This is a genomic window from Gluconobacter sp., assembly GCF_047723935.1.
In the GTDB taxonomy this organism is placed as follows: domain Bacteria; phylum Pseudomonadota; class Alphaproteobacteria; order Acetobacterales; family Acetobacteraceae; genus Gluconobacter.
The window spans coordinates 1-13,090 of record NZ_JBDOBO010000062.1 but is presented as its reverse complement, the minus strand read 5'-3'; the positions used below and the strand labels follow the sequence as shown (position 1 = coordinate 13,090).

The window sequence follows — 13,090 nt, the reverse complement described above, 5'->3', positions numbered from 1 at the left end:
CAAGCAAATTGCGAACGGGGAAGGTTTGTCCAGATGCCTGTGCCGAGAGGTCTGTTATGACCCATAGCACTGGAACTTTTGAGCTGTGCCCCAGACACACAATAATGACCTCTGCCCGATCCGCAGACGGGGAAAACGCACCCTCACGCCCGCTATGCTGAAGGCGCGTGACGAACTACTCGATGTTCCCCCGGACTATCCGGATAAATATGCGGTCCTGAATACAATCAGGGCCTTGCCCCGTTCTTTTCCATTGACGCGCAGCGCACGCGGGCTGCTGGAACGGATGATCGAGAAAACCCGGCCAGAGAGTTGGGAGCTGCTCTCAACCCCTTTTATCTACGCTCATAACGCGACACTAATGTCCTGGACGGGACTGTCGCTTACGGCTTTGAGGCGAGCGGTAAGAGAATTGGCCGAGGCGGGGATGATCGTGCCCTGTGATGGACGGAACGGCCAACGGGGGCGGCGCTGGCAGGGACAGGACGGCATGTCGCAGGTTGGATTCAGTCTGGCGTCTCTGCGCTATCGCTGGCCGGACCTACAGGCCCAGCTTGAGATTGGTCGACGTCAACGCGCTGAAGTGGCGTTTCTGCGTGACGCAATTGCCGATCTGAATGAGCAGGTGCGTGTGGCGGCCGAGCTGCAGGGTGATGAGGCGACAGCCTCGGAAGCCGCACGTATCATGCGCTTGCGGCGTGGTACGGACCTGATCGACACACTGGTCAGCTACCACGACACTATGAAAGCGCTCTGGGCGCGTGTGAAACCTGTGGAAAAACCTGCGGAAAACCGCGCCAGCAAGTCGTTAAAAACTGCACAGTGTACCCCTAAAACGGCACCCATGGATGGTCAATCTGGCACCCATTATACAAAAAGAAATAACAAAAAACCTAAAGAGGTTGTTGTAGTAGCGCCCACAGGGCGCAATCGCATTGAGACAATGCGGTGTGCGAGGCAGGTGTCTCACCGAGAACCATCCGAGGGGCTGGAGGCATCCATCCTACGGGGTTTCCCAGGCACCAGCACGTTCTTCCTGACCGTGTGCCCGGCCTTGCGGGATCTGTGCGCTTCGGCGACACCCGATCGTGCCCAGCTCACAGATGCGGCCGAACTGCTCTCCGGTCAGATCGGCATTGGCTATCAGTCGTGGAAAACCGGCTGCACCGCTCTGGGCCGGTTCGAGGCGGCTGTCGCTGTCATAGTCATGGCGACAAGGAAAGATCAGGGCGAACATATCCGGCACCCCGATGCGTATTTCCGGGCGCTGGTTGAGCGTGGCGTGCGTGGGACACTCCATCTCGACCGCAGCCTTTACGCCCTGAAGGACACGCTGGCGCAGGACGTGTCGCAAATGCCAATCCGTTCGATCAACCGGGGCAAAACAGCGTCACAACCGATGCGCATACAATGAGGGAAAGGGCCGGATGGTTCGGCTCCCTAAAAGGACTGCCCTTATGAATTTTTGGAAACGACACAAGGATCGCACAGACTACCCAGCCCCGGACATACGACAGACAACAGCCCGCGCATTTCGGTGCCAACGAAAGGAGGTTTCTCATGCGATGGGATATTCGCCCAACATCAGGAATCTGATCGCATCTGGCCACGCGGCACCGCAAATCGCCTGCCAAGCCGTGTGAGGAGACGATTATGCCAGCATCTATCACCACAAGTCCAGCAACCGTTCCGGCAGATGTATCGGTGGCGTTACGTGATCTAACAACCGCTTGCCGAGCGTGGCCATCACCTCTGAGCTTCCGTGGAGGCCCAGATGGCGGACCCGTCTTTCTTCCGGCGGATGTAGGGCGGGCGGACACATTGTGTCACCATATTCTTGATCCGCACCAGTCAGATCATCAGCTTTACGTTTTGTGCGCCTTCGCTCTGTTAGGTTTAATTTCGATACCGATGTGGTTGCTATGGGCTTACCGGTTGATGCGGTCGTGCATGTTCCTGATCACGCGGCTTGTCAATCGCAGTCATAGGAGCGAGCCAACTGCACCAGGTTCTGGGGATCAAGATGACTGAAAAGCGACAACCGCAGCGATCTTTATTGGTTTCCCGAGATGCTGGATTTAGCCGGGCGGGCAGATGATCTGGCTACTCGACTGGAGGAAGCGTTACCGCGCCGCAAAGCAACGAGCGATCTAGATAGGGCTGGTCCTCTAGACGGCGCATCGGACGCTCCAATCGCACTGGCGACCTGCCCAGAAAGCAATGTTATTGCAACTGTCCTCGACGACCCGACCGCCTCTTACTGGCTTAAACGCGCACTTTGGAGCGCTCTGAACTGCGATCCAGTCGATGTCGCCAACGACTGCGAGCATCTTTCTGCCCTGCTGGGAAAGTGGGCGGACCGCATGCTGTCTGCTGCCATTGAAGAACTTGGCGGCCACCCTGATTATGAAAGTCTCTAACATGTTTAAAAAACTTGCCGTTGCCTGCTCCCTGATCCTTTGTGGTTGTCAGGTAGATTCAGGTCATTTCCATACCAAGATACTCGGTGAAAACCCGAGTTATATTGACGTTAATTTTCGTTGTGATCCAGAAAATCGTGCACAGCAAACGTGTTCAGACCTCGTCGGTCGTCTGAATCTTGCCAGTAATAATCAGGGAAACAGTGCTGTGTTCCGTGGGGGGATTGTACACCATGTCGGTCCTGATGGGCACCTTAAGGTCTTTGGTGACAACACGTCCTTTACTTTATTTACCCACTCGCAACGAGTAGAAACAGAAGTTCCAGTCACGTTCAGCCTGACTGTGACACCCGATTTGACTGAGGGAAGTGAACACAACGGATTCATTGTGGAGCGCGCAATAACGTTGAAAAAGGGGGTAAACTTCGTGTCTCTCGGGGCAGGAAATGGTATGTTGGAACTAACTTTTCACCCTGAGCCCCACCTTATTCCCTTGACGGTTTGGTGATGACGCAAAAACGGTTGGAATTCATGGGTGAAAATCATACGACCGAAAGCTCGACGGGCGACTACACGGTTGGTTCGGATTCCACTGTGCCCTCTTCCCGGTTCATCGAACCGGAGATTCAGCGACATAGCGTAATTGTTGCGCCAACCTGCACCGGAATGTCATTCGCAAAAGAGGCCCCGGAGAAGCACGATGACTGACAAGAATGCGATCGGGCAGGCGATGAGTGAATACACGCTCTATCGGGTCTGCAATGGGACAATTTCGGATGTGGTGACGAACCTATCTGCCCTCACTGAGAGAGATGCTTGGGAAGCCGTGGCGCGGTTTCATAAAGCCAAACCAACACCGGCCATACTCCGATCTTTAAAAAACGCATATCGTCTATGGCCCGTTGCAGATGAAGGGAAAATTCAATGACCGATGCCAAAACGACCGAAAACCCTTGGAAAGTTCCCATGTGCATAAAGCTCCGGACGAACGCCACGTCGTTCGGGTTTGATCTGGTAAAGACTCAGGAGCCTACGGTGATTAAGGGGCCGGCCAGAATGGGTATGTCCCTTCTTATGCGACGGAATAACGCTAAAATGGAAGAAATCCATGACTGACACGGATGCGATGCCTTTCAAAAACCACGGAATCCTGCCAGAGACCCTGCGTTCTGCTCATGCGCTCAGCGCTAGATACTCAGGGAATATTTCGACTTATGTCCATCAACGCTGACCAGCACCCCCCCCCCGATGAACTCAAACGGATGACGGCTACGATCGTTAAGGGATTTCTCGCCGGGAACCCACTGGATGCGAGCAAACTTCCCGCGTTGATCAAGCAGGTTTATACGGCTCTGGAAGAGGCACACGTACCTATGGAGCATCCGGAGCTGGAGCCGGAACCGGAAATTCCGGCGGTACCAATAGATCAATCCGTTTTCCATAATTATATTATTTGTCTCGAAGATGGCCGTCGCATGAAGCTCCTGAAGAGCCATCTACGGCGGATATACAACATGACACCGGACGAATACCGGGAAAAATGGGGGCTGCCGCCAGATTATCCGATGGTGCCAAAAGCGTATTCTGAGAAATGCGCGGCCAATGAGTATAAACGGAATCACGGACGCGAAATGCCAGTGCGGCGCAAGAAGGACCCAAATCAAGCGCCTATGCTGAAGGTTGCACCACCCAAATCCAAATGGAAACGTAAACGGCAAGACTAGGCACCTAACGGAAATCCCGTGATCTGGTTTCGAGATCACGTCCATTGGCTTCGCTCAAACGGGAAAGCATCGGTTGCAGGTCTTCAACAAAGCGCACAACAACATGGATCACTTCGCCCTCACGCTGGAGGAGGCCATGAGCGCCAATGAACCCTGATCCTACGATAATGGCCCGTTGAGCTGTGATCCGATCTTTCCAGAAAACCAGATTGGCTGTGCCTGTTTCATCTTCGATCGTCATAAACATAACGCCATTTGCAGTGGATGGCCGCTGGCGCATCAGCACGAGCCCGGCAATCCTAACGAACGCGCCATCACGAGCCTGCGCGAGATCGGAGATGGGCGTAATTTCCTGTCGTGCAAGCGCGTTGCGCAGGAAGCTGATCGGGTGCGCACGCAAGCTCAGCCCTGTCGCATGATAGTCTTCTACGACCGCGCTGCCTGGTGCAAGTTCGGGCAGGTTCGGCTCTGGCTCCCACAATTCTGGGGTTGGCGAGTTCCGTCCCCGGTCGGCAGCCTCGAATAATGGCAATGGGGCCGCGCCAAAGCCCTTGAGAGTCCACAGAGCCTGCCGCCTGTCGAGACCCAGTGCCCGAAAGCCATCTGCTTCCGCCAGTTTTTCCAGCAAGGTGAGCGATACGCCCGATCGCCTCCAGACATCTTCCAGACTGTCGTAACCTGCTCCACGTGCGAGGATCAGTCTGGCCATAGCATCACAGGACAGGCCCGACACCAACCGGAAACCCAGACGAACGGCCTGTCGCAGTCCATCGCGCGTGATCTCTAATGTGCAGTCCCACCGCGAAGCATTGATACACACCGGCCGGACTTCCACACCATGCTCGCGCGCATCGCGCACGATCTGGGCCGGGGCATAAAATCCCATGGGCTGGCTGTTGAGCAGGGCGGTGCAGAACACATCCGGGTAGTGGCGTTTGAGCCATGCCGAAGCATACGCGATCAGTGCAAAACTCGCCGCATGGCTTTCGGGGAACCCATACGCGCCGAAGCCTTCAAGTTGTGTCCAAATTCGCGCAGCGAACGCGGGATCATAACCGTTGGCAATCATGCCGCTCAGTAGCCGCTCTTTCATGTGATGAACGCCACCCGTGGAACGGAAGGTTCCCATCGAGCGTCGGAGCTGATCCGCCTCGCCCCCCGTAAAGCCCGCGCAATGCACGGCCACCTGCATCGCCTGCTCCTGAAAGAGCGGGATGCCGAGTGTCTTGCCCAGTATACGCTGCAGGGCAGGGCTCGGGCAGTCTGGCGCTTCTTCTCCCGCCCTACGCCGTAAATAGGGATGCACCATGTCGCCGGTGATGGGGCCGGGGCGCACAATGGCCACCTGCACGACAAGATCGTAGAACGTAGCGGGCTTTGTGCGCGGCAGCATCGCCATCTGCGCGCGGCTCTCGATCTGGAACGTCCCCAGCGTATCGGCCCGGGCTATCATCTGGTAGGTCGCGAGGTCTTCAGGCGGGATCGCTGTCATGTCGAGCATGCGGTGGTAGCGCGCGTGGATGAGCTCAAAACAGCGCCGCAGACAGCCGAGCATGCCCAACCCCAGCACATCGACCTTCATCATGCGCATCCGGTCGATGTCATCCTTGTCCCAGACCAGGGTCTGGCGTTCCGCCATGGCGGCGGGGCGCACGGGCACCAGTTCGTCGAGCCGGTCAGCGGTCAGCACGAACCCACCGGGATGGGTGCCATACTGGCGCGGAAATCCCACCAGCAGACGGGCAAGCTGCAAGACCATGCCAAGTCGCCTGTCGCCAGCAGACAGGCCGATCTGTGCCAGCCGCTCGGCAAGCAGGGCCTCGTCGTGCAGGACACTGGCCAGATGTTTCGACATCTGGCCCAGAAGATCCTCTGGCAGACCGAATGCCCTGCCGACTTCCCGCAGCGCCCCTTTAGGCTGGAAACGCATCAGAGTGGCGCACAGGGCCGCGTGAGAGCGACCATAGCGCCGATATATCCACTGGATGACTTCCTCTCGACGGTCGGCTTCGAAATCCACATCGATGTCAGGTGGCTCCTGCCGCTCTTCGGAAACAAAGCGTTCGAACAGAAGACCGGAGCGGACGGGATCAATGGCAGTGATCCCCAGCACGTAACACACGGCAGAATTGGCGGCTGAACCGCGGCCCTGGCATAAAATGCCGCGAGAACGGGCATAGGCGACAATGGTATTCACCGTCAGGAAATACGGCGCATATTCAAGACGCGCGATCAGGGCCAGTTCGTGGTCGAGCTGCTGGCGCACATCGGCCGGTGTTCCGGTTGGATAGCGGTAGGGCACCCCGGCCCTGACGAGGCGTTCCAAGGCGTCCTGGGGTGTTTCGCTGCCGCCATCGGTCTCATCGGGATATTGGTAGCGCAGATCCTCAAGGGAAAACTGGCAGGCGGCGGCGATCTCCTGGCTGCACACCAGAGCGTCCTCATAACCGGGGAACAGGGCATGGATCTCGCTCGGGCCGCGCAGGTGTCGGGAGAGATGCCGGGTACGCTCCGCTCCCAGTGTTGCGAGAGTGCGGTGGCAACGAATGGCCGTCATCACATCATGAAGAATCTGGCGGGACGGATCATGCCACAGCACATCTCCCGTAACGACGGGACGCACGCCATTTTGGACACAAAGCCGCGCCGTCCATGCCAGCCGTGCGCTCTCATGCGCCTCGAAACGCCGTGTGAGCGCGACATAGGCTGGGCCGTCGTCTTTCTGGCGGGCCAATTCTGCTAGTCGCGTCATGTCGGCTGGCAGACGCAGATCATCGGTCGGCAGCAGGATCAGCACCAGATTGCGCGCGTCACGCGCCAGATCCTGCCAGCGAAGCTGAAACGCGTCATGCGGACCGCGCCGTGCGCCTAACGTCAGCAATCGACACAGAGATGCCCAGCCATCCCGATCCCGCGGGTAAGCCAGCAGGGCAGCTCCGTCTTCCAGTTCCAGCCGTGCCCCCGGAATAAGGCGGATACCCTGCTCGCAGGCCGCATCGTGGGCACGCACCAGTCCGACTACCGAATTGTAATCCGTAACGCCCAGCATCGTGTAGCCCAGAGCTTTGGCTTGTCGCATCAGCTCATCGGGGTGGCTGGCGCCACGAAGGAACGAGAAACAGGTTGCCACCTGCAGTTCGACATAGCCTCCCTTATTCACGACGGGCCTCGGCTGGATGGGGATGGGCCGACGCCGTGTGGCTGCCCGTATCCTGCGCACGACACAGGACAAAGCCACAGCGTTCAAGATGGGCGACCAGTCGTTCAGCGACCAGCCGGGCCATCAGCTCGTCCGCATCATGCACCCGGCGGCGTCCGTCATGGCAAAGTGCGTGCATAAGGGCATCGGCGATGTCGTCTGTACGGGCCGGACGCAGGCCGGGAGGGTCTGGCGGGCGCTGCATCAGAAAACCCCGTGCAGGAACCACACGGACCGCCCTTTAGCCGGACCCGTGCCATCATGAGCAACGAACAACCAGAAGCGTTCGCCCTCTACCGTCTCGGCTACCCAGTAATCGCGCGCGCAGCCCCCCTGAGGATCATGCCACCAATCGCTCCAGACCCGTTCCGGGCCGATCAGCCCCCGAATGGTATGAGTGGCACGCCTCCAGATGAAGGCTTTGGGGGCACCGTCCGGCCAGAACGCCGTAACGGTAAGGGGAGCTGGGGCGGGGAGTAACCGGGCAGGCCGAGGCCCATGAGGGCCGACTGGGGAGTGTTCCCCCATACTCTGCACACGCTCACACGCGGTATAAGCCTGCTCACGTTCGGGAAACTGGCTGGCTCCATCGTGCAGGCGCGAGAGGCTTTGAATCCCGACCCGTCCCCCAAGGCGATCAAGGAGGGCAGGCAGACCTGCGGGATCGGTGGTGGGCGTCAGCCAGTCCCGGTTGGCCGGGGCATCCAGTGGGGTCGTTTCTGTCGCACTGAGGGTAAAGGCTTCAATCCCGAAGCCTGGTTCGATGGTTTCGATCCGCTCCGCCAGAAGCCGGTTCAGGCGGACAGGATCGGCACTGGCGTTCGACAGTCCAATCTGAAGGTTCTGGAGTGTGCCATCGACCCGCATGCACTGCACCTGCAGCTGGCGTGCACCGTGCCCCCGCCGGTTCAGGGTGCCTGACAGTTCCGCCACGAGTTTTTCCAGAGCGCGGGCAATGGCCGGAGCCGTGCTGATTGGTTCAACCAGTGTGCCGGAAGCGCGAAAGGACTGTGGCGCCATCCTGAAAGAGAGGGGTTCAGGCAGCCGTCCCATCGCCTGATCAAGCCGGTCGGGCAGGGCCTGCCCGAAGCGGCGGGCCAGAGGAGCACGGGGCATGTCCAGAAGCTGGCCGACACGCACAAGGCCCAGACGGCGCAGGGTTGCCAGTGTCTCAGGCTCAAGTCGCAGACTGGCCAGAGACAGTCCGCGCAGGACACTCTCCTGACCTCCCGGGGGAATGAGGGTGATGGACCGGTGGCTGCTGCGGGCGACAGCCGCCGCCATGGCTGCTGTATCTGCTATCGCGATCCGGGCAGAATAACCGGCCTTTGTAAGACGGGTAAGCAGGCGGTCAGCCATCTGGTCCTCGCCTCCAAAAAGATGATCACAGCCAGTGGTCTCCACCCACACACCATCGGTGCCATCTGTGGCCGTGAGGGGCGACAGCCACTGGCACCACAGGGTGAGCGTCTCCAGTGTGGCCTGATCGGTGGCAGGCTGGGCCTGTGCCACGTGCAGCTCCGGTTGCATGGCCCGGGCCTGTGCCAATGGCATCCCGCGGCAGATCCCCAGTCGCAGGGCTATGGGATCTGCCGCTGTCACCAGAAGTCGGCCACGCTCAGGCGCGTAGAGCGCCAGTCCGGTGCGTGAATGGGATGGCTGCTGTTTCTGGTGTCGCTCGATTGGCCAGAGGGGCAGCCACAGGGAGAGAATACGTTGGGTCATGGCGTGTCGGGGTAATGATCCAGGTGCCGCCCGGCCCACCGCGATGCCGCAGCAGTTCGACAGCCCAGCGCTCTGCGCCGGCAACCGGAGAAAAGGAGGAGAGGTCGGTGCGTAGCGTTGAGGGGCTGGCTCCGATTCGCCAGCGGGTCATGCTGGCGCTGGCTGGCGGATCATTCTGAGCCCCCGCCGTGCGACAGAGCAGGAAGCCACTGACATGACTTCGACTGGCGGCCAGCACGAGGCGGCGGGACTGGGTGAGAGAGAGCGGGGTTCGAATATCCGCGACCAGAGCACAGACCCCGCGTTCGTTCAGCACGTCCTCGCAGAGGGCTTCCAGACCGCCCTTGCGGGTGGTGACGCAGAGCAGGCGACCGGGATTGAGACCGGACTGGCGGATGCCCGGGGCGGACAGGTCAGGGTAATCCTCGCTGGCCCAGATCACCGGCCCGGTGGTGCGGGCCAGCACATGAGCGACGAAGGCTGCTGAGCGGGAGGAGAAAACACTATCTCGTCCGGCGCTGAACACCTCATGCACGCAGCCTCGTGCAAGACCACCGTCCAGATGCGTGTCGATGGCCGCAAACCCGGTTGGTAGCCGCTCGGCCGATGCGGGTTGGGGGGCTTCCATCCGGCGAATTTTCTCGCACAGAAGATCCAGCGTATCAGTCTTGTTCTGGTGCATGGGGTCGCTCCTTTACCCCTCATGGCTACACCGGAACAAAAAGGGAACGCAAGCCTTTTTGACGCACGCATAAGTCCGGCGTCGCTATCCGTCTGATCTGGCAAAGAAAACTGAAATGCCAGTTTTTTGTGACTCGGTTTTTATGGTTTTGGAGCCCGCACAGACAGCAATATCGGTGACAAAGTAAGGCTTTTATGGTAAAATCCCATTTGTAATCAGGGGAACTCTCGATCATGACAATCTCTCATGAAGACATCATGCGCCGGCAGCAGGACGTTCAAGATGCTCTGGCCAGTGCCGCCCGGGAAGGGCAGCCGATCCCTGCAGAGGCAGCGGCAGATATGGAAGCGTACGCGCGGGGAGAAATCACGACAGACGAAATCCGTCGGCGCGCCATGGCCCGACTGCAGGCTGATCCCCGTTATAAGAAAACCAACAGAGCAGCATAGCTCGGGTGGCTGATCCTTATCTTCAGTCCGATGGACTCACCTTAATCAACAAAGTTGGAATAACCGATGATCCGCAGCTTCTTGCGGAAATGGAAGCCATTCATGTTGCCGCCCGCGAACTGGAAATCCGTGGAACTGGTTATCCCGACAGGCAGGGCGTTGATTTTCTCAAAGCCATTCATCGGCATCTTTATCAGGATGTGTATGAGTGGGCGGGCGAATTCAGGCAGGTCAACCTCTCGAAACAGGCGTTTATCCAGAGTGATGACGCCACGACTTTTTCACACCCTTCACGGCTGACGCTGGAACTGGGGCAGCTTTTCGAACGGCTTGCCGCACAGGACAATCTGAAAAATCTTTCCCTAGCCCTCTTTGTCGAGCGGCTGACGCCGCATTTCATAGCGCTGAATCATATTCATCCCTTCCGGGAAGGGAATGGCCGGACGCAGACCCTGTTCTGGCGCAAGATCGCCAGAGACGCCGGGCATGAGCTTTCCTTTTCGGTTATTTCACGCGAGCGTATGATCGCGGTGTCGATCGCAGGTGAACTGGGTAACACCGCATCCGTGAAGCATATGCTATCCGACGCCATTGATCCTATCCGCAGTGCCGCCTTGCAAAGGGCCATTACGTTTTTGGAGAACGCCCGTAAAAAGGGAAGTCCGGTTGAGTGGCAGGAACGGTTCATCGCGACAACGGCACCGGGTCAGGCTTACGAAGGCCAACTGATCGGAAAGAATAGCCAGGAATTTCTGTTCGCATCCAGTGAGGGCCTATACGTTGGATGGACCAAAGACCTTCCCCAAAATGGCAAAGATATTGCCCCGGGAAACTTAGTTGCCTTTGAAGCCTCACAGTCTTCCTCAGGTGCCCAGCAACGTGATCAATTTCTGTCGCCTTCGACAGATGTGCACCGTAACCGCCAGTTATCACCCACACTGCGGCCGACCCGTGACTGGCCAGAGCCAGACTGATCACTGCGCGAGTTACGCTTATCTCCCAGCGGTTTTCCAGGCATTGAGCGAGATGATCTTACGCGCGACCAGATCCTGACGAGCCGACCCGGTATCGTTGCTGACAACGGTACCCGGACGAGCTGGATTGGCTTTACGGAAGGCATCAAACACCTTGCCAAAAGCCCCCCATGCACCTGCTATCCAGTGCCCCCCATGCCAGACCTGGTATAGAATTCTGCCTGCGGTTTCCCGCCTGGCACGGAAAGCCGGATCATTCAGTCTTTGCTCCACAGTTGTATTCTGTGTGATCTGATCGATCTGGAACCGCTCATCCTCTGCCTGTGCCAGAAGATGCAGAAAGGTATCAACCGCTTCCTGCAGGGAAAGCCGGGCCTGTTCCTGGAGTTCGTCTAAATCTGCGAATATCGAAAAATCGAAGCCTCTTGCTTCGGTCCGAACGGTACGGGCAGCCTCCCGCCTGACGGCCTCGGCTTTACGGGAAAAGCGCAGACCTGCGGCACGGAGTGTTGCGGCAACAGTCTCAGTATCCGGCGTGAGCTGAATGACCGTCTCAACCGTCCGTTCCGCCAGCTTTTCACGACCGAGGCGGCGGACTGGGGTGGATAATCCCGCACCGACCTGAATAGGATTATCTGCGCTCATCTCACAGCTATGACAGCAATCACTTTTACCTCACAGTTATATTTCGAACGAAGGGTCCAGTCTGATGGCATCAGACTGGGTTTTTTATTCCTGAGATTAGCTACCAATGCTGCCGTGTGTTTTCACTGCGGAATTCGACAGGGAGTGATGCCAGACCTTATTCCCATTGAAGATTATGGAAAGCTGTTTCTCAGATACGTGGAAACCAGAGGAGAATATGTCATAGTAAAGGATAAAGTTTGTGCCGTCCTCCTTAATTTTCTGGTCAATTGTCGCAGTAGTTTCATTCTTGATGGATTCATAACCCATTGATATTCAAGTGGCTTGGAACGGCAAAACAGGGACTCTTCGCCCCCAGTTTCAACGGTGAAAGTTCTGAGTATCTGGCATAGTTTTCAAGACCGATAAAATGAAATATTAAGAGGCCAGCATTTTAACATTCTGTGGAGTGAAAAATGGATCATATTCATAGGCTTTATAGCTATTTCAACAAAGAATACTTAAAACGGGCTTATGCAATAGGCTGTATGTTTTTTTTGCTAATGTCTTTAGCCCTCATATTTGGTGCAATTAACACCAATGATGGTATTTTCCAAAAAATAAGTCATTTGATATTTATGATTGTTTATATGGCAATAATAACATTGATGTTCCCATTTTCAAAAATGCTTTGGGATAATACTAAGTCTTTTATTTTGGGTAATACAATACTAATAACTTCCGCTTTATTCCTATTTCCTGCAAAGTTTATTGTTAATGCTCTGCTTTGGTCTATGTCACTATTTCTTGGACCGGTTGGAATTGCATATGCATGGTACAAAACAAGATAATAATAAAATTATACTGCCGACACGTTTGATGAAGGGCATGTCGTCAGTCCTGTATCGGGTGCAGGGTGTCCCTACCACACTCCAAAGGCGGAGCCGGTTTGCCTAAAAGGAGTGATTCATGAAAGCACTCGCCGCAATTCGAGTTCAGAAGATTGCCAGCATGTCTACTATTCAAGCCGCAGAGGTGCACGGTCGGCGGCACGATGAGCCCAGTAGCAAGCGAGTGAATGCCTGCAGATCGTCCTTAAACTTGGAGGATTCGAAAAAACCTCCAAGTTTAAGCCGGACATTTCTGCTGTGCGGGCAGGTTAGTGACTTCAGAGGCGCAGACATACTTCTGGCAGACTTCCCCGATGAGACAGAAGAAGTCATCGGCGACAGAGGCTACGGTAATCCCCCCATAAAAAGAGTGACTTTTGAATGAGAATTTTCTCAGCGTAAG

General features: G+C 56.8%; 15 protein-coding genes. 10 read left to right on the top strand and 5 right to left on the bottom strand.

What is annotated here, in order from left to right:
- Positions 1-85: 85 nt before the first annotated feature.
- The 6 genes from repC (at position 86) to ABF979_RS13690 (ending at position 4,144) form a co-directional block, all read left to right on the top strand.
- Positions 86-1,414: a replication initiation protein RepC gene (gene repC / locus ABF979_RS13715; RefSeq protein WP_415499309.1), complete on the top strand. Its 1,329-nt coding sequence runs from the start codon at positions 86-88 to the stop codon at positions 1,412-1,414.
- Positions 1,415-2,069: 655 nt separating this feature from the next.
- Positions 2,070-2,420 (top strand): hypothetical protein, encoded by a 351-nt coding sequence (locus tag ABF979_RS13710; protein WP_415499310.1) that lies wholly within the window; start codon positions 2,070-2,072, stop codon positions 2,418-2,420.
- A gap of 1 nt (position 2,421) precedes the next feature.
- Positions 2,422-2,928, top strand: a complete 507-nt coding sequence (locus tag ABF979_RS13705) for a hypothetical protein (RefSeq protein ID WP_415499311.1) — start codon at positions 2,422-2,424, stop codon at positions 2,926-2,928.
- Positions 2,929-2,951: 23 nt separating this feature from the next.
- Entirely contained in the window at positions 2,952-3,128 is a 177-nt protein-coding gene (locus tag ABF979_RS13700; protein ID WP_415560419.1) for a hypothetical protein, read from the top strand.
- The gene (locus ABF979_RS13695) at positions 3,121-3,348 is read left to right on the top strand and encodes a hypothetical protein (RefSeq protein ID WP_415499312.1); all 228 of its coding nucleotides are present in this window, start codon (positions 3,121-3,123) and stop codon (positions 3,346-3,348) included. The genes ABF979_RS13700 and ABF979_RS13695 overlap by 8 nt, the downstream gene beginning before the upstream one ends.
- Before the next feature lie 286 nt (positions 3,349-3,634).
- Positions 3,635-4,144: a MucR family transcriptional regulator gene (locus ABF979_RS13690; protein ID WP_415499313.1), complete on the top strand. Its 510-nt coding sequence runs from the start codon at positions 3,635-3,637 to the stop codon at positions 4,142-4,144.
- A 4-nt stretch (positions 4,145-4,148) separates the two neighbouring features.
- Here ABF979_RS13690 and ABF979_RS13685 read toward each other — a convergent pair whose 3' ends face one another.
- The 4 genes from ABF979_RS13685 to ABF979_RS13670 are packed head-to-tail and all read right to left on the bottom strand — an operon-like array spanning position 4,149 to position 9,750.
- Positions 4,149-7,304 carry an error-prone DNA polymerase gene (locus ABF979_RS13685; RefSeq protein WP_415560416.1) on the bottom strand — a complete coding sequence of 1,052 codons (3,156 nt, stop codon included), beginning with the start codon at positions 7,302-7,304 and terminating at the stop codon, positions 4,149-4,151.
- Entirely contained in the window at positions 7,297-7,548 is a 252-nt protein-coding gene (locus ABF979_RS13680) for a hypothetical protein (RefSeq protein ID WP_415499315.1), read from the bottom strand. Before ABF979_RS13680 ends, ABF979_RS13685 begins: the two co-directional genes overlap by 8 nt.
- Positions 7,548-9,068: a DNA polymerase Y family protein gene (locus tag ABF979_RS13675; protein ID WP_415499316.1), complete on the bottom strand. Its 1,521-nt coding sequence runs from the start codon at positions 9,066-9,068 to the stop codon at positions 7,548-7,550. The genes ABF979_RS13680 and ABF979_RS13675 overlap by 1 nt, the downstream gene beginning before the upstream one ends.
- On the bottom strand, positions 8,962-9,750 hold the full coding sequence (locus ABF979_RS13670; RefSeq protein WP_415499317.1) for an ImuA family protein: 789 nt from the start codon (positions 9,748-9,750) through the stop codon (positions 8,962-8,964). Before ABF979_RS13670 ends, ABF979_RS13675 begins: the two co-directional genes overlap by 107 nt.
- A 233-nt stretch (positions 9,751-9,983) precedes the next feature.
- Here ABF979_RS13670 and ABF979_RS13665 point away from each other — a divergent pair, with 233 nt between their 5' ends.
- Positions 9,984-10,199: an antitoxin VbhA family protein gene (locus tag ABF979_RS13665; RefSeq protein ID WP_415499318.1), complete on the top strand. Its 216-nt coding sequence runs from the start codon at positions 9,984-9,986 to the stop codon at positions 10,197-10,199.
- Positions 10,200-10,204: 5 nt separating this feature from the next.
- A complete protein-coding gene (locus tag ABF979_RS13660) occupies positions 10,205-11,173 on the top strand; it encodes a Fic/DOC family protein (RefSeq protein ID WP_415499319.1) in 969 nt (322 codons plus the stop codon).
- Between the two features lie 18 nt (positions 11,174-11,191).
- Here the strand turns inward: ABF979_RS13660 and ABF979_RS13655 are convergent, their stop codons facing one another.
- Complete coding sequence (locus tag ABF979_RS13655) at positions 11,192-11,818, bottom strand: hypothetical protein (RefSeq protein WP_415499320.1); 627 nt, start codon at positions 11,816-11,818, stop codon at positions 11,192-11,194.
- 455 nt (positions 11,819-12,273) lie between these two features.
- Here ABF979_RS13655 and ABF979_RS13650 point away from each other — a divergent pair, with 455 nt between their 5' ends.
- Positions 12,274-12,648, top strand: a complete 375-nt coding sequence (locus ABF979_RS13650) for a hypothetical protein (protein WP_415499321.1) — start codon at positions 12,274-12,276, stop codon at positions 12,646-12,648.
- A gap of 118 nt (positions 12,649-12,766) precedes the next feature.
- Complete coding sequence (locus tag ABF979_RS13645; RefSeq protein WP_415499322.1) at positions 12,767-13,072, top strand: hypothetical protein; 306 nt, start codon at positions 12,767-12,769, stop codon at positions 13,070-13,072.
- Positions 13,073-13,090: the final 18 nt, after the last annotated feature.